The organism is Streptomyces sp. YIM 130001 (assembly GCF_003574445.1).
Taxonomy (GTDB): Bacteria; Actinomycetota; Actinomycetes; order Streptomycetales; family Streptomycetaceae; genus Streptomyces.
In genome coordinates this window covers 318,934-345,734 of sequence record NZ_KZ984553.1, presented here as the reverse complement: position 1 = coordinate 345,734, position 26,801 = coordinate 318,934, and the positions used below count along the sequence as shown (strand labels likewise).

Annotated in this window: 20 protein-coding genes; 16 read left to right on the top strand and 4 right to left on the bottom strand. The window is 70.1% G+C overall.

The window, feature by feature from the left end:
• Nucleotides 1-71 precede the first annotated feature (71 nt).
• From DSC45_RS13400 to DSC45_RS13360, 9 genes are all read left to right on the top strand, one after another.
• Nucleotides 72-1,586 carry an ABC transporter substrate-binding protein gene (locus tag DSC45_RS13400; protein ID WP_162929213.1) on the top strand — a complete coding sequence of 505 codons (1,515 nt, stop codon included), beginning with the start codon at nt 72-74 and terminating at the stop codon, nt 1,584-1,586.
• Nucleotides 1,579-2,610, top strand: coding sequence for an ABC transporter ATP-binding protein (locus DSC45_RS13395; protein ID WP_119290439.1), 1,032 nt, complete (start codon nt 1,579-1,581; stop codon nt 2,608-2,610). Before DSC45_RS13400 ends, DSC45_RS13395 begins: the two co-directional genes overlap by 8 nt.
• The gene (locus DSC45_RS13390; protein ID WP_119290437.1) at nt 2,607-3,494 is read left to right on the top strand and encodes an ATP-binding cassette domain-containing protein; all 888 of its coding nucleotides are present in this window, start codon (nt 2,607-2,609) and stop codon (nt 3,492-3,494) included. The genes DSC45_RS13395 and DSC45_RS13390 overlap by 4 nt, the downstream gene beginning before the upstream one ends.
• Before the next feature lie 14 nt (nt 3,495-3,508).
• Nucleotides 3,509-5,104: an FAD-dependent oxidoreductase gene (locus DSC45_RS13385; RefSeq protein ID WP_119290612.1), complete on the top strand. Its 1,596-nt coding sequence runs from the start codon at nt 3,509-3,511 to the stop codon at nt 5,102-5,104.
• A complete protein-coding gene (locus tag DSC45_RS13380; RefSeq protein WP_119290435.1) occupies nt 5,104-6,027 on the top strand; it encodes a dihydrodipicolinate synthase family protein in 924 nt (307 codons plus the stop codon). Before DSC45_RS13385 ends, DSC45_RS13380 begins: the two co-directional genes overlap by 1 nt.
• Nucleotides 6,028-6,031: 4 nt before the next feature.
• Nucleotides 6,032-7,891 (top strand): glycosyl hydrolase family 28-related protein, encoded by a 1,860-nt coding sequence (locus DSC45_RS13375; RefSeq protein ID WP_162929212.1) that lies wholly within the window; start codon nt 6,032-6,034, stop codon nt 7,889-7,891.
• A gap of 21 nt (nt 7,892-7,912) precedes the next feature.
• A complete protein-coding gene (locus tag DSC45_RS13370) occupies nt 7,913-9,736 on the top strand; it encodes a fumarylacetoacetate hydrolase family protein (protein ID WP_119290431.1) in 1,824 nt (607 codons plus the stop codon).
• Between the two features lie 14 nt (nt 9,737-9,750).
• Nucleotides 9,751-11,550: a sulfatase gene (locus DSC45_RS13365; RefSeq protein WP_119290429.1), complete on the top strand. Its 1,800-nt coding sequence runs from the start codon at nt 9,751-9,753 to the stop codon at nt 11,548-11,550.
• 87 nt (nt 11,551-11,637) lie between these two features.
• Nucleotides 11,638-12,591 (top strand): formylglycine-generating enzyme family protein, encoded by a 954-nt coding sequence (locus DSC45_RS13360; RefSeq protein ID WP_119290427.1) that lies wholly within the window; start codon nt 11,638-11,640, stop codon nt 12,589-12,591.
• Between the two features lie 59 nt (nt 12,592-12,650).
• Here the strand turns inward: DSC45_RS13360 and DSC45_RS13355 are convergent, their stop codons facing one another.
• Both DSC45_RS13355 and DSC45_RS13350 read right to left on the bottom strand, forming a co-directional pair.
• Entirely contained in the window at nt 12,651-13,445 is a 795-nt protein-coding gene (locus tag DSC45_RS13355) for a GH25 family lysozyme (RefSeq protein ID WP_240434629.1), read from the bottom strand.
• A 459-nt stretch (nt 13,446-13,904) separates the two neighbouring features.
• Complete coding sequence (locus tag DSC45_RS13350) at nt 13,905-15,905, bottom strand: glycoside hydrolase family 84 protein (protein WP_119290425.1); 2,001 nt, start codon at nt 15,903-15,905, stop codon at nt 13,905-13,907.
• Nucleotides 15,906-16,162: 257 nt separating this feature from the next.
• Between DSC45_RS13350 and DSC45_RS13345 the strand changes: the two genes are divergently transcribed.
• Nucleotides 16,163-18,127, top strand: a complete 1,965-nt coding sequence (locus tag DSC45_RS13345; RefSeq protein WP_119290423.1) for a family 20 glycosylhydrolase — start codon at nt 16,163-16,165, stop codon at nt 18,125-18,127.
• Between the two features lie 41 nt (nt 18,128-18,168).
• Here the strand turns inward: DSC45_RS13345 and DSC45_RS13340 are convergent, their stop codons facing one another.
• The gene (locus DSC45_RS13340; RefSeq protein WP_119290608.1) at nt 18,169-19,347 is read right to left on the bottom strand and encodes a Cmx/CmrA family chloramphenicol efflux MFS transporter; all 1,179 of its coding nucleotides are present in this window, start codon (nt 19,345-19,347) and stop codon (nt 18,169-18,171) included.
• Nucleotides 19,348-19,943: 596 nt separating this feature from the next.
• Between DSC45_RS13340 and DSC45_RS13330 the strand changes: the two genes are divergently transcribed.
• Nucleotides 19,944-20,309 (top strand): hypothetical protein, encoded by a 366-nt coding sequence (locus tag DSC45_RS13330; protein ID WP_119290421.1) that lies wholly within the window; start codon nt 19,944-19,946, stop codon nt 20,307-20,309.
• 40 nt (nt 20,310-20,349) lie between these two features.
• Here the strand turns inward: DSC45_RS13330 and DSC45_RS13325 are convergent, their stop codons facing one another.
• A complete protein-coding gene (locus DSC45_RS13325) occupies nt 20,350-21,036 on the bottom strand; it encodes a GntR family transcriptional regulator (RefSeq protein WP_119290419.1) in 687 nt (228 codons plus the stop codon).
• Nucleotides 21,037-21,333: 297 nt separating this feature from the next.
• Between DSC45_RS13325 and DSC45_RS13320 the strand changes: the two genes are divergently transcribed.
• Genes DSC45_RS13320 through DSC45_RS13300 form a run of 5 tightly spaced genes read left to right on the top strand, consistent with a single transcriptional unit; the run spans nt 21,334 to nt 26,767 of the window.
• Entirely contained in the window at nt 21,334-22,587 is a 1,254-nt protein-coding gene (locus tag DSC45_RS13320; RefSeq protein WP_119290417.1) for a 4-oxalomesaconate tautomerase, read from the top strand.
• Entirely contained in the window at nt 22,584-23,609 is a 1,026-nt protein-coding gene (locus DSC45_RS13315; RefSeq protein ID WP_119290415.1) for an amidohydrolase family protein, read from the top strand. Before DSC45_RS13320 ends, DSC45_RS13315 begins: the two co-directional genes overlap by 4 nt.
• 48 nt (nt 23,610-23,657) lie before the next feature.
• Nucleotides 23,658-24,341 (top strand): 4-carboxy-4-hydroxy-2-oxoadipate aldolase/oxaloacetate decarboxylase, encoded by a 684-nt coding sequence (ligK, locus tag DSC45_RS13310; RefSeq protein WP_119290413.1) that lies wholly within the window; start codon nt 23,658-23,660, stop codon nt 24,339-24,341.
• Between the two features lie 19 nt (nt 24,342-24,360).
• Nucleotides 24,361-25,302, top strand: coding sequence for an amidohydrolase family protein (locus tag DSC45_RS13305; RefSeq protein WP_119290411.1), 942 nt, complete (start codon nt 24,361-24,363; stop codon nt 25,300-25,302).
• 58 nt (nt 25,303-25,360) lie between these two features.
• Nucleotides 25,361-26,767: an MFS transporter gene (locus DSC45_RS13300; protein WP_119290409.1), complete on the top strand. Its 1,407-nt coding sequence runs from the start codon at nt 25,361-25,363 to the stop codon at nt 26,765-26,767.
• Nucleotides 26,768-26,801 lie beyond the last annotated feature (34 nt).

The following is a 26,801-nucleotide window of genomic DNA, read 5'->3' as shown; positions in this document are numbered from 1 at the left end:
TCTCCGTCTCCGTCCGCGAGACAGCACCAACGCGCCGTGACCCGTACTCCACGCATCGAAAGGAACCCGGCATGAGAATCCGCTCTCGGCGGCCGCTCACCGCGGTCGCCGCCTCCCTGGCCGTACTCATGGGCACAGCCGCCTGCTCGTGGTCGGGCTCGTCGGACGCGGCGGCCGGGGACGGCACACTGACCGTCGCCGGTCCGCTGCCGATCGAGAACCTCGATCCGCACGGCGCGGCGAGCATGGACGGCGGTACGCAACTGGCGGCCCGCGCGATCTACAGCCCGCTCGTCACAGCCAGCGGTCCCGGCAAGTTCAAGGGCGACCTGGCGGCCAAGTGGGCGCCGAACGAGGACGCCACCCGGTGGACCTTCACGCTGCGCTCGGGGGTCGAGTACACCGACGGCACCCCGGTCACCGCCCAGGAGGTCGCGGCCTCCTTCGAGCGCGTCCTCGCCGCGAAGGGGCCGCTGGCCGGCAACTTCGGCGGGTACAGCGTCGAGGCGCCGGACAAGAAGACGGTGGTCTTCACCTCCAAGACCCCGGACGCCGCGTTCCTCGGCAAGATCACGTCGTTCTTCGTCACGCCGAAGGCCGCCAAGGGCAAGGGCTTCTTCCAGAAGCCGGTCGGCTCCGGGCCGTTCCAGGTCACGTCCTTCGAGCCCGGCCAGAGCCTGAAGCTGAAGCCCAACTCGGGCTACTGGAACGGCAAGCCCGATGTCAGTGAGCTCGAGTTCCAGTCCGTCCCCGAGGTGTCCGCCCGGATGACCGCGATCAGGACCGGCGAGGTCGACGTCACCTGGAGCATGCCCGACGACCAGATCGCGCAGCTCAAGTCCGACACCAACCTGAACGTCGACACCATCCCCAGCCCCGGGGTGAACACGATGTGGATGAACAGCTCCACACCGGCGCTCGAGGACGCCGCCGTCCGGCGCGCACTGTGGCAGGGCGTCGACTTCAAGTCGATCATCAAGTCGCTGTACCCGGAGACCGGTTCGCCCGCGGACTCGGTGGTCAGTCCGGCCGTACTCGGCTACGCGAAGCAGCAGCCCGTGAAGTACGACAAGGCTGCCGCCAAGGCGGCGCTGAAGAAGGGCGGGTTCGACTTCAGCAAGAAGATCCGCTTCCAGTTCTCGCAGCCGAACTTCCGGCAGTTCGTCGAGGCAGTTGCCTCCGACCTCTCCGAGATCGGCGTCAAGGTCGAGCCGCTGGAGAAGGAGCAGGCGGTGTTCCTCGACGATCTGCTCGCCATGAAGTGGGACATGAACATCCAGCAGATCGGCTCGCAGGGCTTCGACGCGGCCACCAACCTGGGCCGCCTCTACCCGTGCGCGGCCAAGCGCACCGGCTACTGCAACAAGAACCTGGACAAGGTCCTGGCCGAGGCGGGCTCCACCACGGACATCGACGAACGCAAGGACCTCTACGCGCAGGCGACCAAGACCATCTGGACGGACGCCGTCGGCATGTACCCGATGTTCGTCGAGCAGCCCTACGCCTGGCGCAAGAGCGTCAAGGGATTCGAGCTCTCGCCCGACGGGATGCCCACCTTCGAGAAGGTGAAGGTCTCGGATGAGTGATCGCCGTCCGCCGGTCGCGGCGGAGCCAGGACCGGGCGGCGTGGCGACCGCCCCGGCACAACCCCTGCTCCAGGTGCAGGACCTGGAGGTCGTCCTCGCCGGAGGCAGCCGCACCGGCACGGTGATCGACACGGTTTCCTTCTCGGTCGCCGCCGGACGTACGACCGGACTGATCGGGGAGTCCGGCAGCGGCAAGACGATGAGCGCCATGTCGATCGTCGGTCTGCTGCCGGCCGGAGCCAAGACCTCGGGCCGGATCCAGTGGCAGTCCGAGGACCTGCTGGCCGCCTCCTCCCGCCGCCTGCGGGAAGTGCGCGGACACGAGATCGGTGTGATCTTCCAGGACCCCCTCTCCGCCCTGAACCCGATCCAGACGATCGGCCGTCAGGTCGGCGAGATCCGGCGTCGCGGCGGCATGCGGCGTCCGGACGTACGGACACGGGTTCTGCGGCTCCTCGAGCGGGTCGGCATCCCCGACCCCGAGCACCGCATCGACGTCCACCCGCACGAGATGTCCGGCGGTATGCGCCAGCGCGTCATGATCGCGATGGCCCTCGCCGGCGAACCGCAGCTGATCATCGCCGACGAGCCGACGACCGCGCTGGACGTCACCACGCAGGCCCGCATCCTTCGGCTCCTCGCCGATCTGCGGGAGCAGGAGGGCGTGGCGATGCTGCTGGTCAGTCACGACCTGCGGGTCGTGGCGCACGTCGCGGACGACGTCGCCGTCATGTACGCGGGCCGGGTGGCCGAGCGCGGCCCGGCGCGCGAGGTGCTCGAGCGGCCGCTCCACCCGTACACCCGCGCGCTCGCCAACAACGTGCCCGCGGTCAGCACCAGGACGGCGATCGCGGAGCCGTTGCAGGGGACGCCGGCGAACCCCTTCGACCGGCCGTCCGGATGCGCCTTCCATCCCCGCTGTCCGATGGCGCGCGAGCGCTGCCGGACGGAGACACCCGAGCTGCGCGAGGTCGCAACCGGCCGCTTCAGCGCCTGCCATTTCGCGTCCGAGGTGAGCTCATGACGTCCGCGGACACCCTTCTCGAGATCCGCGGCCTGCGCGTCGCGTTCCCGGGCCCCAAGCGGTCACTGCGCAGCCCCCGGACGATGGTCCGGGCCGTCGACGACGTCAGTCTGGACGTGCGGGCCAGAGAACTCCTCGCGCTGGTCGGCGAGTCCGGATCCGGCAAGTCGACGGTCGCGCGGTGCGTGCTCGGCCTCGTCCGCCCCCAGGAAGGCACGATCAGCTACGAGGGCCGGACGCTCGGACCCGTCGACAAGCGTCCGCCCGAACTGCAGCGCGCCGTCCAGATGGTCTTCCAGGACCCCGGCTCGTCACTCAACCCCCGTATGACAGTGGGCGCGATCATCCGTGAGGCCTGGAAGGTGCATCCGGCGGTGGCCCCGACGGGTGACCGCCGGCAGGCGCTGCGCGATGTGCTCGCCGACGTCGGCCTCGACGAAGGTGTCGCCGACCGGCGGCCGTCGGCGCTGTCCGGGGGACAGCGCCAGCGCGTCAGTATCGCGCGGGCACTCGCCCTGAAGCCGCGGCTCCTGGTGTGCGACGAGGCGGTGTCCGCGCTCGACGTGTCCGTCCAGTCGCAGATCCTGCGCCTGCTCGTCGACCTGCAGCGGACGCGGGAACTGTCCGTCCTGTTCATCACCCACGACCTCGCGGTGGTACGGCAGATCGCGGACCGGGTCGCGGTGATGCGGAAGGGCGAACTGGTCGAGTGCACATCGGCCGAGCAGCTGTTCACGGCCCCTTCCCACCCCTATACCAGCAGCCTCCTGGGCGCCGCCTACGCACTCGAGGGTGCGGACGTACCGGACGAGGACGGTGCCGCGCCGCCCACCGGGGAGAGCCCGACCGCGCCGGTCGAGAAACAACAGGAGCAGATCAGTTGAGTAACGCTCACAGCATCCGGACGGACATCCTGATCGTCGGCGGAGGAGTCGGCGGTGTCGCCGCGGCCCTCGCGGCGCTCCGCCGAGGCCGCTCGGTCGTCGTCACCGAACAGTACGACTGGCTCGGCGGCCAGCTCACCAGCCAGGCCGTCCCGCCGGACGAGCACGCGTGGATCGAGCAGTTCGGCTGCACCCGCTCCTACCGCGCCTTCCGCGAGGGTGTGCGCACGCACTACCGCACCTGGCACCCGCTGACCTCCGCCGCGCTGAGGCAGCCGGACCTCAATCCGGGGCTCGGCCGGGTCAGCCGGCTCTGCCACGAGCCGCGCGCCGCCCTCGCCGTACTCGAAGGCATGCTGGCGCCGTACCGGTCGGCCGGCACCCTGCGCGTCCTGACCGGGCACCATGCCGTGGACGCGCACGTCGACGGCGACCGGATCACCGCCGTCACCGTCGCCTCCCGGACCGGTGAGGAAGTCACCGTCGAGGCGCCCTACGTACTCGACGCCACCGAGCTCGGCGACCTCCTGCCGCTGGCCGGCATCGAGCACGTCACCGGTTTCGAGTCCGCGGCCGAGACCGGTGAACCGAGTGCGCCCGCCGAGGCGCAGCCGCTCAACCAGCAGGCGTTCTCCTGGGTGTTCGCGATCGAGCACCGCGAGGGCGAGGACCACACGACCGACGCCCCGGACCGTTACGACTTCTGGCGGAACTACCGGCCGGACGTCTGGCCGGACCGCATGCTCAGCCTCACAGCGCCCGACCCCCGCACCCTGGAGACCCTCACCCGGACGTTCGTGCCGCACGCGCCGTCCGGCCCGGTCGTCGCCGACCAGAGCACCGACCCGGGGGATCGGGACCTGTGGCAGTTCCGCCGGATCTTCGCGCGTGAGCAGTACGAACCGGGCTTCGCCGCGAGCGACATCACCGTCGTCAACTGGCCGATGATCGACTACCTGCCGGGGCCGCTGGTCGGCGTGTCCGACGAGGAGCGGGACCAGCATCTCGAGGGAGCACGGCAGCTCTCGCTCAGCATGCTGCACTGGCTGCGCACCGAGGCTCCGCGGCCCGACGGCGGAACCGGCTGGCCCGGCCTGCGCCTTCGCCCGGACGTGATGGGCACGTCCGACGGCCTGGCCATGGCGCCGTACATCCGCGAGTCCCGCCGGATCCGGGCACGGACGACGGTCCGCGAGCAGGACCTGTCGATGGCGGTACGCGGCGACGCCGGGGCCGTGCGCTACCCGGACTCGGTCGGAGTCGGCATGTACCGGATCGACCTGCACCCCTCCACCGGTGGCGACAACTACATCGACGTCCCCAGCAGCCCGTTCCAGATCCCGCTGGGCGCCCTGCTGCCGGCACGGACGAGCAACTTCCTCGCCGCCGGCAAGAACATCGGCACCACACACATCACCAACGGCTGTTACCGGCTCCACCCCGTCGAGTGGAACATCGGCGAGGCAGCGGGCGCACTGGCGGCGCACTGCCTCACCAACTCCCTTACGCCGGACCAGGTCCGGGCCGACTCCCGGCATCTCGAAATATTCCAGAGCGCGCTCACCCGGGACGGGTTCGAGCTCGCCTGGCCGGAAGTAAAGGGCTACTGATGAACGACGCCACCTCTCTCCTCGGCGGAGTCACCACTCCACTGATCACGCCGATGGACGAGACCGGCAGGCCCGCGGCCGACCGGACGGCACCCCTGCTCGGCGCCCTGGCCGACGCGGGAATCGACAAACTGATGCTGCTCGGCAGCAACGGCGAGGGCCCCCTGCTGCCCACCTCGGTGATCGGACCGTTCCTCGAGCGTGCGGTCCGCCAGTGGCGCTCGCTCGCGCCGGGCGGCGTGGCGACGGTGAACGTGACGGCGGGAGGCACCCTCGAGGCGCTGGAGCGTGCGGAGCTGGCAGCAGCGGCCGGTGCCGACGCGCTGGTCATGAGCCCGCCGATCTACTTCCAGCACCGCGACGACGAAATCGTCGCCCACTACGCGGCGTTGGCGTCCATCGGACTTCCGGTCATCGCCTACAACGCGCCCCGCTACAGCAACCCGCTGACCCACGACGTGATCGACGCGCTCCTCGACCTCGACCACCTGGCCGGGATCAAGGACAGCTCCGGCGACATCGACCTCTTCGGCCATCTCGTCGAACGGGCCCGCACCCGGCCCGGGTTCGAGGTCAGCCAGGGAGCGGAGACCCACCTCGCCGCCGCACTCGAACTCGGCGCCCACGGCATCGTCCCCGGCATCGCCAACATCAGCCCCGCGCTCTCGCTGCAGCTGACCGCCGCTCACCGGGCCGGTGACCGCGACGAGATGCACCGGCTCCAGGCGCTCGTCACCGAACTCACCAAGCTGCACGCCATCCGCCGTGGGACGCCGGGGGTCAAGGAGATCCTGGCGCAACTGCGGCTCTGCCCGCCCTACGTCGCGCCGCCGCTCCTGCGGTGCGAACCGGACGAACGCCATGCCTTCCAGGAGTTCATCACCGCGCACAAGGAACAGCTCATCCGCCCGACGAAGGGATAGCACCATGCGCAGCAACGTGAACAGACGTCATCTCCTTCGCACAGCAGGCGTCGCGGGTATCGCCACGGCGACCGTCGGAGCCATCGGTTCGCCCGCCCAGTCAGCTCCCGATCCGACCGGTCAGACCGGTGCGGCTGCGGCGCAGGCCACCACACCGCAGGACTTCGGCGCGGTCGCCGACGGCGTCGCCGACGACACCGAGGCCGTCCAGCAGGCCATCGACGCGCAGCGCGACCGGAAGAACAAGTTCGTCTATTTTCCGCCCGGCACCTACCGGATCACCCGCACGCTGGTCATCCCCGACGTGGAGGGCGACGGCGGTGCGAACCTCAACCGCACCGTCCTGGCCGGCGCCGGGACCATGGGCTCGCGGACCTCGGTGATCGACGTCGACTTCGACGGGACCGGTATCCAGGTACGTGCGCCGCTCGCGGCTCTCCGCGGGCTCGGCTTCGTCGTGGCGGCGAGCCTGAAGAATTCCGTGGCGCTGCACATCGCACGGGACCCCGACGCCACGTCGGCGAACACCGACGACATGGACGCGACGATCACCGAGTGCACGTTCGTCGAGTTCTTCACCGCGGTGAAGCACGTCGGCCGGGGCCTGGTCTTCACGAACAACCTGGTCGCGGTCGGCGACGTCGGACTCGACATCTCCTGGCCGACCGAAGGTGTCTCGGGCGACGGTGTGCACCTGCTGCCGTACGGCATGCGCAAGTGGCTCATCGAGGGCAACCACTTCCACAGCATGGGCCTGGCCATCGCCACCAGCGGTGCGGACGCCCACAACTTCCGGGGCGCGGTCGTCGCGAACAACGTCCTCGACATCGGCCGGCGGCTGTTCTCCGGCGGGATCATCAACTCGACGTTCTCCGGGAACGTGGTGGAGAACGGTTCCAGCGGATCGGTCGTCGCCGTCACGTCCGGCGGCACGAACCTCACGTTCAGCGGCAACGTCCTCGGAGGCGGCGACCCGGGCGGCGGCGGCCGGCCCAAGCACGCCATCGAGTTCCGTCCCGACGCCACCGCACGCAACGTCACGATCACCGGCAACAGCTTCAACTGGATCGAGGGCTCGCCGGTCTACTTCGCCGGAGCCACCTCCGAAGTCACCGTGTCCGCCAACTCGTTCGACCACTGGAACCTCGACGAAGAGGAGCGGTGGAGCGCGATCCGGGTCAACGCGGACGCCACCGGCGTGGCCGTCATGGGCAACGCCTTCGGCGCCAACCCGGTCGCGAAGGCACCGCCGATACGCGTGGTCGGAAAGCTGTCCGGCTCCACGATCACCGGCAATCTCTTCGACAACACCGGCGGTGTGCTGCACGCCGAGTCCGTCGGCGACGAGAACTACATCGAGCGCCGCAGCGCGGGCGCCAACCAGCACGAACTCACCGCCGCGAAGAACGGCGCCCTCGTCGTCCGGTCGAGCGCCACCGGCGCCCCTGATGTCGGCTCCGACGCCTACGGCAGCTTTGTCGCGGCGTCGGAGCAGTCGGCGGGAGCCGGCCCCGGAGTGAAGGGCGGCCTGCGGGTCGTCCCCGCCAACGAGTCCGGCGCCTCGGCCGTCGAGCTGCTGTGCGCGACGAACAGCACCAACGGTGTCGCCGTGATGCGCGTCGACATCAACGGACTCGTGCCGACGGCCGACAACGCCCGCGATGTCGGCTCGAAGGAGAACCGTGTGCGCACCGTCCACGCCCACACCCTCGCCCTTGCGACCGTCGCGGCCGCGGACCTGCCGGAGCCGGCCCCCGGAGCGGTGGTCATGGTGAAGGGCCCGTCCGACAGCCCGATGCTCGCGATCTCCGACGGAAAGGCCTGGCGCCACCTGCCGCTGGGCGAACCGATCGCCACCACCTAGAGACACCGAAGGAAGAACCACGTGAGACTCGCCAGTTACCTGTTCGAAGGCACCGAGCGGTGGGGGTTCGTCGTCGAGCCTTCCGACGGGACGGCGTGGGTGATCGAGCCCGGCCGGGCCGAAGCCTTCCTCACGACGTACGCATCGATCCCGTCGTCGGGCATCGTCGCCACGCGTCCCCGGTTCCTCGGGGACGCGTGGCCGGGCACCCTGACGGAGTTCCTGGCGCTCGAGGACACGGGCCTCGGCGAGCTGTCGCGGCTGGTCGCCCACGTCGAGCGGTTCGTCGAGCAGACCGATGCCACGCTGCTGCCGCGGGCCGGGCACCGGGTCGACGAGGTCGAACTCCTCGCCCCCGTTCCCAGGCCCCGCCTGTACTGGGGCCTGGTCACCAATTCCCCGTCGTTCGTACGGAACCGGCCGAACATCAACAACCTGAACCTGTTCCCGCTCGGCCATCAGCGTCCCCAGGGAGCGGCGATCGGCCCCGGCGAGCCGGTGACGATGAAGCACGGCCACCACCTGCCGCACATGGCCTACAACGTCGAACTCGCCGTCGTGATCGGCAAGGCCGGCCGCGACATCCCCCTCGACCGGGCGATGGACCACGTCGCCGGCTACACCGTGGTCAACGACACCTCCGGGAGCTACTACTACCGCGCGGTCCCCGGCAACATCGAGAACGGCTACGGGCTCCCCGAGCAGTACAACGACTGGCTGTACCAGGCCACCGCCTCCTGGGGCGGCAAGAAGGCCGACACCCTGAGCCCGATGGGCCCCTACCTCGTGACGAAGGACGAGGTGGCGGACCCGTACAACCTGCTCATGTACACCCGGCAGTCGGGGCGGACTCGGGACCGTGCGCACACCGCGGCGTCCCTGCTGGGCATCGAGCGGGTCATCCACTGGTACACGTCGTTCGCCTCCCTGTACCCGGGTGACGTCATCCACTTCGGCACGATGGGTGTCGACGGACTGCCGGTGTTCCCGGACGATTCGGCCGACCCCGGGACCCGTCTCGAAGTGGAGATCGAGCACGTGGGCACCCTGGTCAACCCGGTCAGGATCGTCGGCGGCACGGCGCGTCCACGCGTACCGATGGAGTCCCATCCGTCGTACGCGATCCGGGAGTTGGCGACATCGGAGGCGAGGAGGGTGAACGCGCCGGACGACTGGGCGGTGGACTCCGCCCGCCACTTCTACACGTCGTTCGGCAACGACCGGGTGGCCAGGGAGGCCGCGGGTCTCGCCGAGCTCGAGGTGCCGCGCTTCCTGAACGGCCCGGCCAGCTCGCTCGCGGCGAGCGGTTCACGGGTCGAGGTCCCCGCGCGCGCAGGCGACATCATCGTCAGCATCGAACTCGCCGCTGTTGTAGCCGAGTTGGCGGCCGATGTCGAGGACGGTCGCTCCGTCGTCCTCGGCTACACACCGGTCGTCGCGCTCTGCGACCTCTCCTTCGCCGACGCGGTCGTCGAACCCGCGCGCGCCGGTGAACGCGGCATCACCGCGGTGTACGGCCGCTGGGCCGACGGATTCAACATCGTCGGCGAGCATCTCGTGGCGCTCGACGCCCACGACTGGCGCGAGCGGGCCATGACCCTGACGATCGGTGACCGGGTGGTGCACGGCACGACCTCGCAGTACGTCGCCGGCCCCGAGGAGCTGGTCACCACCATCTCCAGCATGATCACCCTGTTCCCCGGCGACGTGATCACCCTCGGAGCCACGGCGACCCGACTGCGCATCTCCCGCGAGGAGTACGAGCACGGTCTGGTGGTCGGCGGAGAGATCGAGGGCCTCGGTACGGTGCAGGCGCTGCTGTCACCCCGTAACCAGCAGTCGTGAGGAGCCACGCCGACATGCCAGGCACTGACCCGAACCGGCGCCCGCGGCGCGCGATCCTCATCTTCTTCGACACCCTGAACCGCCGCTTCCTGCCGCCCTACGGCAACGACTGGGTGCACGCCCCCAACTTCCGCCGCCTCGCCGAGCGCACCGCGACCTTCGGCAACTGTTACGCCGGATCGATGCCCTGCATACCGGCCCGCCGCGAACTGCACACCGGCCGCTACAACTTCCTGCACCGCAGCTGGGGCCCGCTCGAGCCGTTCGACGACTCGATGCCGCACCTGCTCAAGGAACACCGCATCCACTCCCACCTGGTCACCGACCACCAGCACTACTTCGAGGACGGCGGCTCGACGTACCACACCCGCTACAGCACCTGGGAGTTCTTCCGCGGCCAGGAAGGCGACCCCTGGAAGGGCCGGCTCGCCGAACCGGACATCCCCGAAGCGGCCAAGCTGCAGCGCAACGACCTGTGGCGGCAGGACTGGGTCAACCGTGGCCACCTCGAGCGCGAGGAGGACCATCCGCAGACTCGTACCTTCGAGGCGGGCCTGGAGTTCATCGAGACCAACCACGCCCAGGACGACTGGTTCCTGCAGATCGAGACCTTCGACCCGCACGAGCCCTTCTACACCTACAAGCAGTACAAGGACCTCTACCCGCACACCTACGACGGACCGCACCTCGACTGGCCCGAGTACAAGCGCACCACCGAACGCCCGCAGGCCGTCGAGCACGTCCGCTACGAGTACGCCGCGCTGCTCAGCATGTGCGACCGCTCACTCGGCCGGGTCCTCGACGCCATGGACACCCACGACATGTGGGACGACACGATGCTCGTCGTCGGCACCGACCACGGCTTCCTGCTCGGCGAGCACGGCTGGTGGGGCAAGAACGTCCAGCCCTGGTACGACGAGAACATCCACACCCCGCTGTTCGTCTGGGACCCGCGCAGCGGCGTCCGCGACGAACGCCGCGACAGCCTCGTCCAGACCGTCGACCTCGCGCCGACCCTCCTCGAGTACTTCGGCATCGAGCGCCCGCCGGACATGCAGGGCTTCCCGCTGCGCGAGACGACAGCGACCGACACCCCGGTGCGCGAGGCCGCCCTCTTCGGCTCCTACGGCGGCCACGTCAACGTCACCGACGGCCGCCACGTGTATATGCGCGCCTGCGCATCCCCGGACAACGCCCCGCTCTACGAGTACACACTGATGCCGACCCATATGCGCGGCCGCTTCACCCCCGCCGAGCTGAGCGAGGCCCGGCTCGCCGCGCCCTTCCCGTTCACCAAGGACTGCCCTGTCCTGCAACTGCCCGCCCACGGCCAGCGCAACGCCCACCACCACGGTTCGCTGCTCTTCGACCTCGAGGCCGACGCGGGGCAGGAACACCCGCTCGTGGACGACGAGTTGGAACTGCGGATGGCCGACTTGACGGTCCGCCTCATGCGCTCCAACGACGCCCCCGCCGAACAGTTCCAGCGCATGGGACTGCCGGCCGAGGGTCAGGTGGGACCCGAGCACCTCCTGGTGCGCCGGCAACGCGCGGCGGCGGAGCGGGCGGCCGCTTCGCTCCCGACCGAGGACGAGCTGCCCCGCGGCCGGATCGATCTGCGCAGTCCGCTCTCCGAGATCCTCGCCGTACCGGCCGCGACCGACGCCATCGAGGCGGTGGTCCCGGGACTGCTGAGCAATCCGCGGGTGGCCACACTCGGCCACGTCACCTTGCGGGAGCTGGCTGCCCTGGCCCCGGCGGTCCTGGACGGTGCCCGGCTGCGCGCACTGGCCGCGGCGCTCAGCGTGGTGTGACGTGCTCGGCACCGGACGCCCCTGACGGCGTACCGCTGCCGCTGCATAAGCTGGTCGAGCCTCCTCGCTCCTCGATGGGACCCACAGATGCACGCACCCACCTCGGACAACAGCAACGACGACGCACCGAGCTGCTGCGCACCCAGCGGCCCCGCACGATCGGCGCCCGTCGGCATCGGGCTCGGCCCTCGCCCGTCCGCCGCCGCGCCCGGGGAACTCGACGCGGCCTACGCCGACCGCGTCGAACTCCCCGGCGGGTCGTTCCGGATGGGCAGTGAGGACACCGACGCGCACGTCGCGGACGGCGAGGGGCCCGTGCGCAGCGTGACGGTCGCGCCGTTCGCCATCGACGCCTACGCCGTCACCAACGCCCGGTTCGCCGCCTTCGTACGGGCGACGGGCTATCGGACCGAGACGGAGGAGTTCGGCTGGAGCTACGTGTTCGCCAAGTTCCTGCCCGGTCCGCTGCGCGGCCAGTCGCAGCGCCCGGCCTCCGCGCCCTGGTGGTGCGCTGTCGAAGGGGCGGCCTGGAACGCGCCGGAGGGGCCCGGCAGCGGGCTCGACGGTCGCGCGGACCATCCGGTCACCCATGTGACCTGGACGGACGCCGAGGCCTTCGCGCGCTGGTCCGGCGGCCGGCTGCCGCAGGAGGAGGAATGGGAGTACGCCGCCCGTGGCGGCCTCGACCAGCGGCGCTATCCCTGGGGCGACGAGCTGACGCCGGGAGGCGAGCACCGGTGCAACATCTGGCAGGGCAAGTTCCCCTCCCGCAACACCGAGGAGGACGGCTACACGGGGACCGCCCCGGTGGACACGTACGCCCCCAACGGCTTCGGCCTGTACAACACCGTCGGCAATGTGTGGGAGTGGTCGGCCGACCTGTGGCAGCAGGGGGACGACACCCGGCGGGTGATGCGCGGCGGTTCCTATCTGTGCCACGACTCCTACTGCAACCGCTACCGGGTCGCCGCCCGCACCTCGAACACGAGCGACAGCTCCGCCGGCAATCTCGGCTTCCGTCTGGCCTGGGACATCGGCTGACGCCGAGGAACGGCCTGTTCAGGGCGGAGTGAGGCACTCCGCCCTGAACAGGGCCGGGATCAGCCGGTGTTGTTGGCCAGGGCGAGGAGCCGGGCGCGGCTGCCGTTGAAGCGGTCACGGTCGACGTCGCCGGAGATGCCGCTCACCGAGCCGGTGGCCGTGTACTGCCAGACGGTCCAGGCCGGGAAGCCGCCCGGCACGGTCGGGCTGCCGGCGGAGGTCCAGTGCGCGACCCACAGAGGACTCTTGGACGCCATGCCGTTCCAGCTGCCGGTGCAGGTGCTCCACCAGCTCGGGCTGGTGTAGATCACCACGTCGCGGCCGGTTCTGGACTTGTAGGTGTTGTAGAAGTCGAGGATCCAGGAGCGCATCGCCGACTGGGACTTGCCGTAGCAGGTGCCCTCGATGTCGAGGACGCCGGGCAGTGTCAGGTCGTCGCGGGACCAGGCTCCGCCGTTGTCGGCGAAGAAGTTGGCCTGGGCGGCGCCGCCCGAGGAGTCGGGGCGGGCGAAGTGGTAGGCGCCCCGGATCACCTTGGCGTTGTAGGCGCCGGTGTAGTTGCGGCTGAAGGTCGGGTCCTTGTACGTGGTGCCCTCGGTCGCCTTCATCCAGGCGAACTCGATACCGGCTCCCCGGACCGAACTCCAGTTGATCGAACCCTGGTAGTGGGAGATGTCGATACCCGCGGGGTTCGCGTTGACGTCCACGTCCGGGGTCGCCCCGAGGCGCAGCCGCTGCTCGTCCGGCTTGAAGTCCTTGCTGTCCTGGACGTAACCGACGCCCATGTAGCCCTGGCCCACCGGTACCGGGTTGTCGTCCGGCAGCGGCAGTGCCGCGGCGCTGCCCGAGGTCATGCCGGCGGTCAGCGCCATGCTGGCGCCGAGGACGCCGACCGCGGTGAGCCGTCGACGCAGGGCTTTCGTGGAAACGATGGATGAGAACAAGACTGCCTCCTGGCCTCGTGCGCGCACGACCTGATGGGTGGGGAACGTGCGCGGGCGGATGACACGGATGGAGCGGTGGTCTACGCGCCTAAATTGGCGTGGACGCGTCATTCTTCACGCAAGGTGAGTGCGGGGTAAAGAGGCACTCGGCTCGTTAGTGGTCTAGGCCGATGGCTGGGTCGGTGAGCTGTGGAGATGGCCCGATGCCAGGAAAGTCTTCAGGAATGGCGCCACGCAGGAAGCCGCCTGCGGGGGGCATGGGCCCGCCCGTGGCGGCTTCCGGTGTGCACTCCCGCCTCGCCGAGCGCTGACCCGTGTGCGACTGCGCGCAGGCGGATCATGGGTCAACGTCCGGTGGGAGCCGGGGGGTTACTTCGGTGCGGGCTCGGCGGTCCTCGCCGTCTTCGCTGCCTTCGCCAGGAAGGTGTCGAGCACTCCGTCGCCGACCTTGGGCATGACCTTGCCCCAGGAGTTGCGCGGCGGATCGACCAGCAGGGCGCGGGCCTTCTTCTCCAACTCGGCGGATTCGGAGAGCAGTTGTTCAGCTCTCTCCGTATCACCGCTGTCGCGCGCGGAGAGTGCGTCGACGGTCTTCACCATCGCGCCGCCCCACAGCTCGGTGGCGTCCAGCCACGGCGCCGCGTCCACCGTGAAGCCCTTCTCGACTGCTCCGCCGCGGATGGTGGCGGGTGCCTGCTCGATGGTCTTCGCGTACGCGCGCAGCGACTTCAGCGCCTCGGCGCGGTCGCCGCCCTCGTCCCAGGCCTTCCAGAACTCCCCGACGCGGCGGTCGAGTTCGGGGGCCTGCGGCTGCCACGGCTCCTCGCCGAAGGTGGGCGCCATGTGCTGCAGGTCGCCGAAGACGAGCAGGGCCTCGGTCGCCTCACGGTCGCCGCCTGCGAGATAGGACATGACCTGCGGCCGGCTCTTCCGCGCGTCGTAACCCTGGTCGTTCCAGGCGAAGTCGGCGGCTCCGTGCACGGCGACCTTGCTGGCGTACGGCTGGTTCATGGGGTTGGCGACGATGCCGGAGAGGTGCTCCGAGAGGCCGGCTTCGCGCTTGTCGTACGGCGCGAGCAGCAGCCGTCCGCTGGTGTTGTCGAAGTCGTTGACCGGATAGTTGTCCCAGACGAACACCTTGCGGCCGAAGAGCTCCGATATCTGGTCGGCCTGTTCGTCGGTGATCTCCGGCGGGACCACGGCAGTGCCGGTCCACATCACCACGACGTCCGGATCCAGGGTCTCCCGCATCTCCTTCTTGTACGGACTGTCCTTCAGGTCGCCGTACTCGGTGGGCACCATCTGCAGCGGCTGGGCGCCGTCATGAGTGGCGATGAAGTCGCTCTGTACGTCGTTGAGCAGGTCGACCTGGGCCTTGGCGGCCGACTCCTGGCCGGGGTCGCCGTACGCCTCGCGGTCGCCGTCGCAGTTCCAGCTCGTGTAGTCGATGTCGTCGAGCGGGATGGAGAAGGCGCGGGTGCCCAGGTCGTAGAGCGCCTGGAGCTTGTCCTTGAGGAGCTTGCGGTCCTCGGCGTCCGAGTAGCAGATCGACTCCCCGGGGGACACGGCGAAGGTGAAGCGGACATGGTTCGCGGTGGCCCGGTCGACCAGTTCGCCCAGCTCGGCCAGCTTGTCCTCGGGGTAGGGCTCGCGCCACTTGCCCCGGTGGTACGGATCGTCCTTGGGCGCGTAGATGTAGGTGTTGGCCTTCACGTCGCCGTAGAAGTCCATCTGGTCGAGGCGCTCTTCGTGCGTCCACGGCTGGCCGTAGAAGCCCTCGATGGTGCCGCGCAGAGGCATCGACGGGTGGTCGCTGACCTGCACGCCCGCCACCTTCCACCGGGCGCCGGAGCGGATGAGGAGCTGGCGCAGGGTCTGCACGGCGTAGTACTGGCCGGGGGCGTCCTTGCCGGCGAGTGCGACGTCGCCCGCGCCCTGCTTCCCGTCGACGCGCAGGGCGTAGCCCTCGGAGGCGTCCGGCACCTCGGTGTCGCCGAGCGCCTGTGCGATGTCGGCCCGGTCCACCGCGCCGAGCCGCACGGTGAGGTGGCGGTCGGCGTCGTCCGGAACGTTTTCGGGGGTGACGACCTCGATCTTGCGGACCTTGCGTTCCCTCAGCTCCCGGATCAGACGGTCCTCGGCGGCCGCGTCCGTCCCGTCGTCGGCGACGACGTACACCTTGCCGGTCACGGGGACGTCGTCACCTGCGCGGCTGAGGTTCTGCGGGGTCGGCGAGACCGGTGGAGTCGTATCGCTCGCGCGTGGGGCTTCTTCGGGCGCGGCGACGGCCGGCAGAGTCTGGAGTGCCAGACTGCTTGCGAATGCGAAGCACACGCCTGCGGTCAGTGTTGCATTCCTGCGTCTTCCCACGTCGTCTCCTCGTATGGTCTGGACCATCAACTGCCCCGTGTCAGACCGATATTGAGGCATGCGGTGGGCGAGACGTAAGACGTCGGGGGTCTAGACCTCTCTCCGGGTGAGATTTACGCTGGCCAACAACTCGGCCGTTCGGGGCCGCAGGTGGCATGCCTTCGCCTACTCGTCCGGCTGTCGTTGCGCCGGGGTGGAGCAGCAGCGTCTGCGCGAGACGGAACAGGTGCTGTCCGATGCGAAGCAGGAAGGCGACCATGAGAGACGGACGACGGTGCAGAACCGCCGGAGTACTCGCAGTGGTGGCGGCCGTCGCGGCCGCCCCGCTCTCGATGGCCCCCGCCGGTGCCCAGGAGCGCGGACCGGCGCCCGATGCACCGCAGGTACTCCCCGCACTTCAGGAATGGAAGGCCGGCTCGGGCGAGTACCGCTTCGGCGCCGGGACGCGGATCGTGCTCGACGAAGCCGATGCGCGTACGGCAGCCGATGCGCGGGAACTCGCGGGCGAGTTGCGCGAGGTGACCGGACGCGCGCCCCGTGTGGTCCACGATTCCCCGGACCGTCACGGCGACATCGTGTTGAGCCGAAGCGCGCACAGAAAAGGGGAGTTGAAGTCCGAGGGCTACCACCTGGACTCCGGTGACCGGCTCACCGTCACCGGCGCCACCTCCACCGGCATCTACTACGGCACCCGCACCGTGCTGCAACTCCTGCGCGGCCAGGGCACGGCCCCCGGCGGCTCGGCCACCGACGTGCCGGAGTACCGGGAGCGCGGCGTCGGCGTCTGCGCCTGCTACATCCACATCTCCATGGAGTACTTCGAGCGGCTGATGCGCGACATGGCCTCGCAGAAGCTCAACCAGCTGTGGATCGAGGCCAAGGTCAAGAGCGACGTCGACCCGAAGTCCGCGTTCTGGGGCTACTACACCAAGGACGAGGTGCGGCAGCTGGTCAAGATGGCCGAGCGGTACCACATCGAGCTGATCCCGGAGATCAACTCGCCCGGCCACATGGACACTTACCTGGAGAACCACCCCGAGCTGCAGCTGAAGGACAAGGACGGCAAGGCCTCACCGCCGCGCCTCGACATCACCCGGTCCGAGGCGTTCACGTACTACACCTCACTCGTCGACGAGGCGCTCGACGTCTGGGACGCACGGACCTGGCACATGGGCGCGGACGAGTACATGATCGGCACCGCCTACCCGGACTTCCCGCACATCCAGGAGTACGCCACCGAGAAGTTCGGCGAACAGGCCACCCCCGACGACGCCTTCGTCGACTTCGTCAACCGTGTCGGCGCCCATGTACGTGCTGACGGACGCCCGCTGCGTATCTGGAACGACGGCCTCCTCGGGCGCAACCACCTGGTGCCCCTCGACCGCGACATCGCCGTGGAGCACTGGCTGGGCGGCGACGACCTGCAGAAACCGTCCTCTCTCCTCGCCGAGGGCTGGCCGGTGATGAACTCCTCGTACTCGCTCTACCTGGTACGAGGCGGCTTCACGATGAAGACCAAGGACCTCTACGAGTCCGGCTGGAGCCCACTCGCCTTCGAGGACGAGGAACTCACCTCCCGGCCCGCGAACCTCACCGGCGCGAAGATCACCCTGTGGCCGGACAACGCCGCCGAGGAGACCGAGAACGAGGTCGAGGCGAAAGCCTTCATGCCGCTGCGGTTCATCGCCCAGGCCACCTGGGGAGGCCCGCGACCCGCTGCCACCTACCAGGAGTTCGAGGAACTGGCCCGCGGTGTCGGACACGCGCCGGGCTGGGACGACACCGACCGCGAACCGCTCGACGCCGACACCTACCGGCTGGTCGGAGTCGGCACCGGCGGCCACGAACTCGCGCCCGCAGGGCAGCAGCCGGGCGCTCTCACGGGCTTCGCGGCCGGCCGCACCGGCGCGTGGCGGGCCACGACCACACCGGACGGCTACTACACCCTGCGCTCGGCGGAGACGGGCCTGTGCCTGGACGTGAACCGGGGCAAGCGGTACCTCGGCGCTCCGCTCGAGGACGGCGCGGAGATCACCCAGGAGACGTGTGCGGCCGGCAAACGCACCCAGCGCTGGCAGGTGGCGGCACACCACGGATCGCTGAAGCTCGTGAACGCCATCTCCCAACTGCAGTTGACGTCCCGTGCGAGCGACGGCACGGCGACCCAGACGGCACCGGACCGGGTGGGGGCGACCTATGTCAGGGCGGTGCCCGAGAGGTGAGCGCACGCGAGCGGCACCGCCACTCCGGCTCGCCGCATGCGTCACCGCAGCACCTCGCTGCCACGGCCGGCCGCGATCACCTTCCGGAGCGGGAAGGCCACGAGCAGCGCGATCGCGACGAGCACGCCACTCACTGCCAGCGGCCCGAGGTCCCCGAATGCAGTGCCGAGGGACCTCGCGGCGATGAGCGGACCGACCGCGGCGCCGACATTGAGCGCCGCGGTGGCGTACGAGCCGGCCATGGTCGGGGCTCCCGTCGCCTCGTGGAGGACGCGCGCGATCAGGGTGCTGCCCAGCGCGAACGACAGAGCGCCTTGCACGAACACGAGGACCAGCAGCGCGACCGGCCGGCCGGCCAGCAGGGCCAGGGCCGGCCAGCCGAGGAGAAGCAGTGGACCGCCGAGCGCGATGACCAGGTCGGGACGGCGGTCGGACACCCGGCCGGCGACGGTGATACCGACGAAGGAGCCGAGGCCGAAGAGCACCAGAACGACTGGGATCCACAGCTCGCCCAGGCCGGCGGTGCCGGTCACGAAGGGAGCGAGGAAGGTGAAACTGGCGAAGGTCGCCGCGTTCACCAGGGCGCCGAGCAGCATCACGAGGGCAAGGCGCCGGCTCCTGAGCTGTCCGAGCTCCGCTCGCAACGCCGGCCCCTGCGACCGGTCTCCCCGTACGGGCCCGGCCGGGATGCCGTTGAGTACGCCGATGGCTGCGGGCAGGCACAGGGCGGCCACGGCCCAGAAGGTGACGCGCCAGCCGAACATGGCGCCGAGTACGGATCCCGCCGGGACGCCGGCGATCGTGGCCGCTGTCGTGCCGGACAGCAGTACCGCGAGCGCGCGTCCCTTCTGGTCCGCCGCGACCAGTTGGGCGGCGGTGGTCAGCGCCACGGCGAGGAATCCGGCATTCGCGAGCGCTGCCACCACCCGGGTGGCGAACATAACCGGGAAGTCGTCCGTGATGGCGCCGAGCGCGTGGGCCGCCGCGAAGACCAGGACGAATCCGAGGAGGCCGGATCGGGCGGGCCAGTTGCGGGCGAGCCCGGCCATGAGTGGTGCGCCGACGACCATGCCGACCGCGAAGGCGGAGGTGAGCGTGCCTGCCGTTCCGACCGTCACGTCGAGGTCGGAGGCGATGCCGGGCAGGAGGCCGGCGAGCATGAATTCGGAGGTGCCCATGGCGAAGACGGCCATGGCAAGCAGGTACAGCGCGAGAGGCATCGAGTGCTCCGAGGCGATGAGAAGCGGGAGGGAGGCGTTCTCGTCACCGCGGTCAGCGCCCACGGGCACCCGCGTCCGGCCGCAGAGCGCGGCGGGACGGCGGAACTACCGGTTCAGGGGGCTGACGGCGTGACCGAAAGCCCCCACCCTGGATGCTTCGGGGCTCGACATGCTGCGCACGCTACACAACCCACGTCCGACGACGCACACGAGTTCCTGCACGTCCGCACGGTCTCCCATTCCGCGACCGGCGACCGGCGACCGGCGACCGGCGACCGGCGACCGGCTTCCACCGGCCACCGGCCACCGATCTCCGGGGGTGGGCTCCACGCCTCCCGCTTCCCGCCGTCGCGAGGACAAGTGGCCCGGGAAAGCGAGGGTGTCGAGTGGCACGGCCCGGACGCCGTGACCGGAGCGAGCCGGAGTCGTCGGGGCGATGGGGCGCTGGGCCGGTCACCGCCAGGAGCGTTCTGTGCCCGGTCGGTTACTGAACGCAGTGCTGCATGCAGGTACGCGAACTGTTCGAGGCCGAGCGGGCGGTCAAGGCATACCCTTGGCGGTAGCGGCACCGGGGGTACCTGGGGGAGGGGAAGTGAATGAACTGGTTCTGGATCATCCTCATCATCTTCTGGACGGGCGGATTCGCGTGGGTGGCGGACAACGCCCGTACCGCGCTGCGCAATCGCCATGAGCGCAAGATGGAGCGCATCGAGGCGGCGAAGCAGGAACGCCTGGCCGTCGAGGCCGCCCACAAGACCCCGGAACCGGTCTGCGGCTGCACCCACCACCTCGCCAAGCACGACAAGCAGGGACTCTGCCACGAACGCGTGGAGGTCCCCACCGCCTGGGACGAGAACAAGAAACCCCTGAGGTACGAACCCGGCCAGTGCAACTGCCAGCGCTACGTGGGGCCCCAGCCGCTGTCCCAGGTCTACGCGGAGGAACTGACGGACCGGGCGTGACCTCCGGGTTCCGTGCGGAGCCGGCTGCCCCCGGACTCCCTCAGGCCGTCCGCGCCCGCACTCCCGGCACCGGGGATGTGGCGGCCGTCGAGCGGATCTGCTCGATCACGCTGTCGAGGTGAGCCGCTGCGGCTCGGGCCGCCTCGGCCGGGTCGGCGTCGACGACCGCGTTGATGATGTCCAGGTGCTGGGGGAGGGACTGGCCGGGGCGGCCGGGGCGTAGGGCCAGGCGGAACTGGAAGCGGACCATCGGGCCGTTGAGGCGCTCGAGTTGGCGTTTGGCGACCTGCTGGCCGCTGGCCTCGACCACGAGTTCGTGCAGGCGCTGGTTGAGGCCCGAGTAGGTGTGCACCTCGTTCGCCTCGACGGCCTGCTTCATTTCCTCGCCGATGCGGCGCAGTTCGGCGCGCTGTTCCTCGTTCGCCCCGGTGGCCGCCTTGCTCGCGCAGAGCTGCTCCAGTGCGGAGCGGCACTCGGTGATCTGTACGGCCTCGTCGACGGACACCACCCGGACCCTGGCTCCGCGGCGCGGGATGATCTCGACGACGTCCTCGGCGACCAGGTCCTGGAGGGCTTCGCGGACCGCGCTGCGGGTGGATCCGTAGGACTCCGCGAGGTCGTTCTCGACCAGCCGCTGGCCGGGTGCCAGATCGCCGGAGCGCAGTGCGTGCCTGATCGCCTCGGCCACGTACTGTCGCGCGGCCGCTCCCGTCAGCTTGTCCGTCACGCGTTATCGGCCTCTCTCGTCCGCCCCGGTCCTGGTCGGGACCGGCTCTGTGCGCTGCGTCGTGCGTCGTGTGCAGGTGAAGCGTATGCGGTGCGCGGTCCGGGGCGCAGGGACTCCCGGGCTCACTGCTGAAGACATCATCGACGATGTGATCGAATATCTCGCAATCTATATCTCCAAATATCTTGTCAACAATCTGGTCGATGATTTAGCTTCCTGTTCACGCCCTCGGAACGCACTCGGAACGCGGGCCGAGGGCTCGCAGCCCGAAGTTCCAGACCGACGAAGGAAGAGCCGATGCCCGCCGAAGCAGCCGCGCAGGGGGTCCGCCGCCGCGGCTCCCAGACCGCGATCGACTGCCTGTTCATGCGGGGCGGTACGTCGCGGGGTCCGTTCTTCGACGCCCGGCTGCTGCCCGGGGACCCCGGCAACACCGACGAACCCGACGACACCGAACTGCGCGACGCCGTCCTGCTCGCCGCGACGGGCTCACCCGACCCGCGCCAGATCGACGGCATCGGCGGTGCGCACCCACTGACCAGCAAGGTCGGCCTGGTGCGTCCCGGCACCGCGCCCGGCATCGACGTCGAGTGGACCTTCGCCCAGGTGCAGCCCGGCAGCAGCGCCGTCGACACCTCGTCCAACTGCGGCAACATGCTCGCCGCCGTACTGCCCTTCGCCGTCGAGACCGGCATGGTGCTCCCCGACGCCGACCGCACCACCGCCCGGGTCCTCACCCGCAACACCGGCATGGTCGCCGAGATCACCGTCGCCACCCCGGCGGACACGGACGGCACGCGGTACGTCGACTACGCGGGAGCGGCCCGTATCGACGGAGTGCCCGGCACCGCCGCCCCCGTCGAGATCGGCTTCCTGGACACCGCGGGCTCGGTGGCCGGCTCCCTGCTGCCCACCGGGCGCACCCGCGACACCGTGCACGTCCCCGGACTCGGCACCGTCGACGTCACCCTCATCGACAACGGTCAGCCCCTCGTCGTCGTGGCCGCCCAGCGCCTGGGCGCGACCGGGTACGAGACGCCGGCCGAGATCGATGGCGACGACCGGCTCAAGGCACGGGTCGAGGCGCTGCGCCTGGTCTGCGGCGAGGTCATGGGACTGGGTGACGTCACCGCCCGCAACTACCCGAAGATGACGCTGGTCGCACCGCCCCGCGCCGGTGGCACCCTCACCACCCGCAGCCTCATCCCGCACGTGTGCCACCAGTCCATCGGCGTACTCGCGGCCGTCACCGCCGCCACCGCCTGCGTACTGGACGGCAGCGTCGCCCGCGACGTCGCCGCCGGGACCGCGGGAGGCGAACCCACCGTGTCCGTCGAGCACCCGGCCGGCGAGTTCAGCGTCGCCCTGCGCCTCGACCCGGCAGACCCCCGGCGCATCACCCGCTCCGCCCTGCTGCGCACCGCCCGACTGCTGATGGCGGGCGAACTGCTCGTGCCCCGCTCCGTCTGGGACCCGGTGGCCGCCTCCGACCCGGTACGCACCACGCCTCCGGCAAGCCCCACCCGCACCGCACAGGAGAACGCCGCGTGATCATCGACATCCACGGTCACTACACCACCGCACCCGCACCGCTCGGTGCGTGGCGCGATGCGCAGACCGCCGCGCTCACCGACCCGCTGCGGGCGCCCGACCCCGCCGGGCCCACGATCAGCGACGACCTGGTCCGCGAGTCGATCGAGACCAACCAGCTGCGGCTGATGGACGAACGCGGCATCGACGTCACCCTGTTCTCGCCGCGAGCGTCCTTCATGGCCCACCACATCGGCGACTTCGCGACGTCGTCGGCCTGGGCCCGTATCTGCAACGACCTGTGCCGCCGGGTCGCGGACCTCTACCCCGAGCGCTTCGCGGTCGGCGCGATGCTGCCGCAGTCACCCGGTGTCGAACCGGCCACCGTCATTCCCGAACTGGAGCGCGCCGTAGGCGATCTGGGCGCGGTGACGGTCAATCTCAATCCGGACCCGTCCGGCGGCCACTGGACCGCGCCGCCCCTCACCGACCGTTCCTGGTACCCGGTGTGGGAGAAGCTCGTCGAGTTGGAAGTGCCGGCCATGGTCCACGTCTCCACCAGCTGCAACCCGGCCTTCCACACCACGGGCGCCCACTACCTCAACGCCGACACCACCGCGTTCATGCAACTGCTCGGCGGCGACCTGTTCGCCGACTTCCCCGAGCTGCGCCTGATCGTGCCGCACGGCGGCGGAGCCGTCCCGTACCACTGGGGCCGCTTCCGTGGCCTCGCGCAGGCGATGGGCCGCGAGGACGCCGTGGAGGCGCTGATGCGCAACGTCTACTTCGACACCTGCGTGTACCACCAACCCGGCATCGACCTGCTCCTCGACGTGGTCCCGCACGACAACATCCTCTTCGCCTCCGAGATGATCGGCGCCGTCCGCGGCGTCGACCCGCGCACCGGCCACCACTTCGACGACACCCGCCGCTACGTCGAGAAGGCCGGGCTGCCCGAGGACCGGCTCGCGGCGATCGAGGAGCACAACGCCCGGCGCGTGTACCCGCGTCTGGACGCCCTCCTCACGGCCCAGGGCCGCTGAGCCACAGCGCACCCCCGTCACCGTCCCGCCGAAGCAAGGATCCGCCCCATGTCCCGACTCGGAGTAGTCCACCGCACCATCGACCGCGCCGCCCCCGCGGCCGTCCACGCGCTGTCCCGGTTCGGCGTCGCCACCGTCCACGAGGCGATGGGCCGGCTCGGCCTGATGCGCCCGTACATCCGTCCCGTCTACGAGGGCGCGAAGCTCTGCGGCACCGCCGTCACCGTGCTCCTGCAGCCCGGCGACAACTGGATGCTGCACGTGGCCGCCGAACAGGTCCGCGAGGGCGACATCGTCGTCGCCGGCTGCACCACCGAGAGCGAGGACGGCTTCTTCGGCGAACTGCTCGCCACCTCGATGCGCTCGCGCGGCGCCGGTGGCCTCGTCATCGACGGCGGCTGCCGCGACGTCGACGAACTGCGCGAGATGGACTTCCCCGTCTTCTCCCGCGCCATCAACGCCAAGGGAACCATCAAGGCCACCCTCGGCTCGGTCAACATCCCCGTCGTCGTCGCCAACGCCCTGGTCACCCCGGGTGATGTGATCGTCGCGGACGCCGACGGCGTGGTGGTCGTACCCGCCGCCAGAGCCGCCGACGTCGCCGAGGCGGCGACCACGCGCGAGGCGAACGAGGAGGGCAAGCGCGCACGGTTCAAGTCCGGCGAACTCGGCCTGGACATGTACCGGATGCGCGAGCCGCTCGCCGAACTCGGCCTGACCTACGTCGACTGAAGCCCGAGGAGCGCACCCCATGAACGACCGACCCGCCGATGAAACCGCCGACTTCCCCGTCACCCCCGGCTGGCTTGCACCCCACCCCGCCCCCGCGAAGCCCGCCTTCGTCCTGCCGCCCGGCACGGTCGACGCCCACTGCCACGTGTTCGGCCCGGGCGCCGAGTTCCCCTACGCCCCCGAGCGCAAGTACACCCCCGTGGACGCCTCGAAGCACCAGCTCTTCGCCCTCCGCGACCACCTCGGCGTCTCGCGCAACGTCCTCGTCCAGGCCACCTGCCACGGCGCCGACAACAGCGCCCTGGTGGACGCCCTGCACACGGCGGGCGACCGCGCCCGCGGCGTGGCGACCGTACGGCCCGACGTGAGTGACGCGGAACTGCGGCGCCTGCACGAAGCCGGCGTACGCGGAGTGCGATTCAACTTCGTCCGCCGACTCGTCGACGCCGTACCCACCGAGGCACTCGAGACCGTCGCCCGGCGGATCGCCCCGCTCGGCTGGCACGTCGTCCTCTACTTCGAGGCCGCCGACCTGCCCGACCTGGAGACGTTCTTCCAGTCCCTGCCGGTGCCGCTCGTCATCGACCACATGGGACGACCCGACGTCACCCGCAGCGCGGACGGACCGGAGTTCGCCCGCTTCCTGCGCTTCGTCGAGGCGGGCGACGTGTGGGTCAAGGTCTCCTGCCCCGAGCGCCTGACCGTCACCGGACCACCCGCCCTCGACGGCGAACGGCACGCCTACCGCGACGTCGTGCCGTTCGCCCGCAAGGTCGTCGACACATTCACCGACCGCGCTCTGTGGGGCACCGACTGGCCCCACCCCAACCTCGAGAACCACATGCCCGACGACGGTCTCCTCGTCGACCACATCCCGCACATCGCCACCACCGCGGCCGCCCGGCAGGCCCTGCTGGCCGACAACCCGCAGCGCCTGTACTGGCCCGAGACGGCCGGCTGACGCCAACCCACCGGCCCCCCTTCGACAGGGCGCCGCGTCCCCACCCCTGGAGCGTGCAGTGCAGCACCCCCCTGCTACCAACGCGGCCACCAACTCGGCCAACCGCCTGGACCGACTGCCCATCTCGAAGTTCCACAGGACGACCCTCGTCGCCGTCGCGTTCGCGTACTTCTTCGAGTTCGCGGACATCAACACCTTCGCCATCACGGCACCCGTCATCCGCGAACAGTGGAGTGCCGAGGTCAACCACATCGCGTATGTGACCTCGCTGTCGTTCGTCGGCATGTTCATCGGCGCCGTGGTGGCCGGCGGCCTGGCCGACCGCCTGGGCCGCAAGCGCACCCTCACCCTGACCACGGTGTGGTTCGCGGTCTGGTCGCTGGCCTGCGTCTTCGCCTGGGACCTGTGGTCGCTCGGCGTCTTCCGGGTGCTCACCTCGGCCGGTCTCGCCGCGATGACCGTCGTCGCCGTGGTGTACATCAGCGAGCTCTACCCACGGGCCAAGCGCGGCAAGTTCCAGGCGTACGCCATCGTCATCGGCATCTGCGGAACGCCCGTCACCAACCTCATCGCCGCGGGTGTGGTGCCGCTCTCCGACTGGTCGTGGCGGCTCGTCTACCTGTGGGGCTCGCTCGGCATGCTGTTCCTGTACTTCGTGCGCAAGCTCGAGGAGTCCCCGGTCTGGCTCGAGTCCCGCGGACGCCACCAGGAGGCCGAAGCGATCCTCACCCGCATAGAGACGGTCGTGGCTGCCGAGCACGGTGAACTGCCCGCCGCGCGGCAACTGCAGCCGGAGCAGGCCAAACCGGAGGGCAAGCCCGGCCTGTCCATGCTGAAGGACCGCAAGTTCCTGTACCCCACGATCCTGCTCTCGGTCCTGTGGATCACCCAGACCATCGGCTTCTTCGGCTACTCCAGCTGGGCACCCACCCTGCTCGCCGCCGAGGGCATCAGCGTCGAGGACTCGGTCTTCTACGTCGCCCTGACCACGATCGGCGCCCCGCTCGGCTCCTACCTCGCCGCGATGGTCACCGACCGCTTCGAACGCAAGTGGTCCCTGGTGGTCTTCGGCCTGATCATCGCGGCCACCGGCCTGATGTACGGCCTGACCTTCACCCCGGTCCTGATCATCATCTTCGGCTTCCTGGTCAACCTCTTCGAGCGCGGCTACACCGCCCTGGCCTACGCCTACGCCCCCGAGCTGTACGACACCCGCGGCCGCTCGCTCGGCACCAGCATCGCCTACGGTCTGGGCCGCCTGTCGAACGCGTTCGGCCCGCTGATGATCGCCGGCATCTACACCGGCATCGGCTACGAGGCGGTCTTCATCTTCATCGCCGGCAGCTGGACCGTCGGCGCCCTCGTCCTCGCGCTCTTCGGCCCGGCCACCCGCCGCAGGCGCCTGGCCGCGGAGGCTGCGGCGGTGGAGCAGGACGCCCAGGGCGCCGCGGCGAAGGCCGGCTGACCGCACCGGCCCGTGGACGCGACGGAACGAGCGC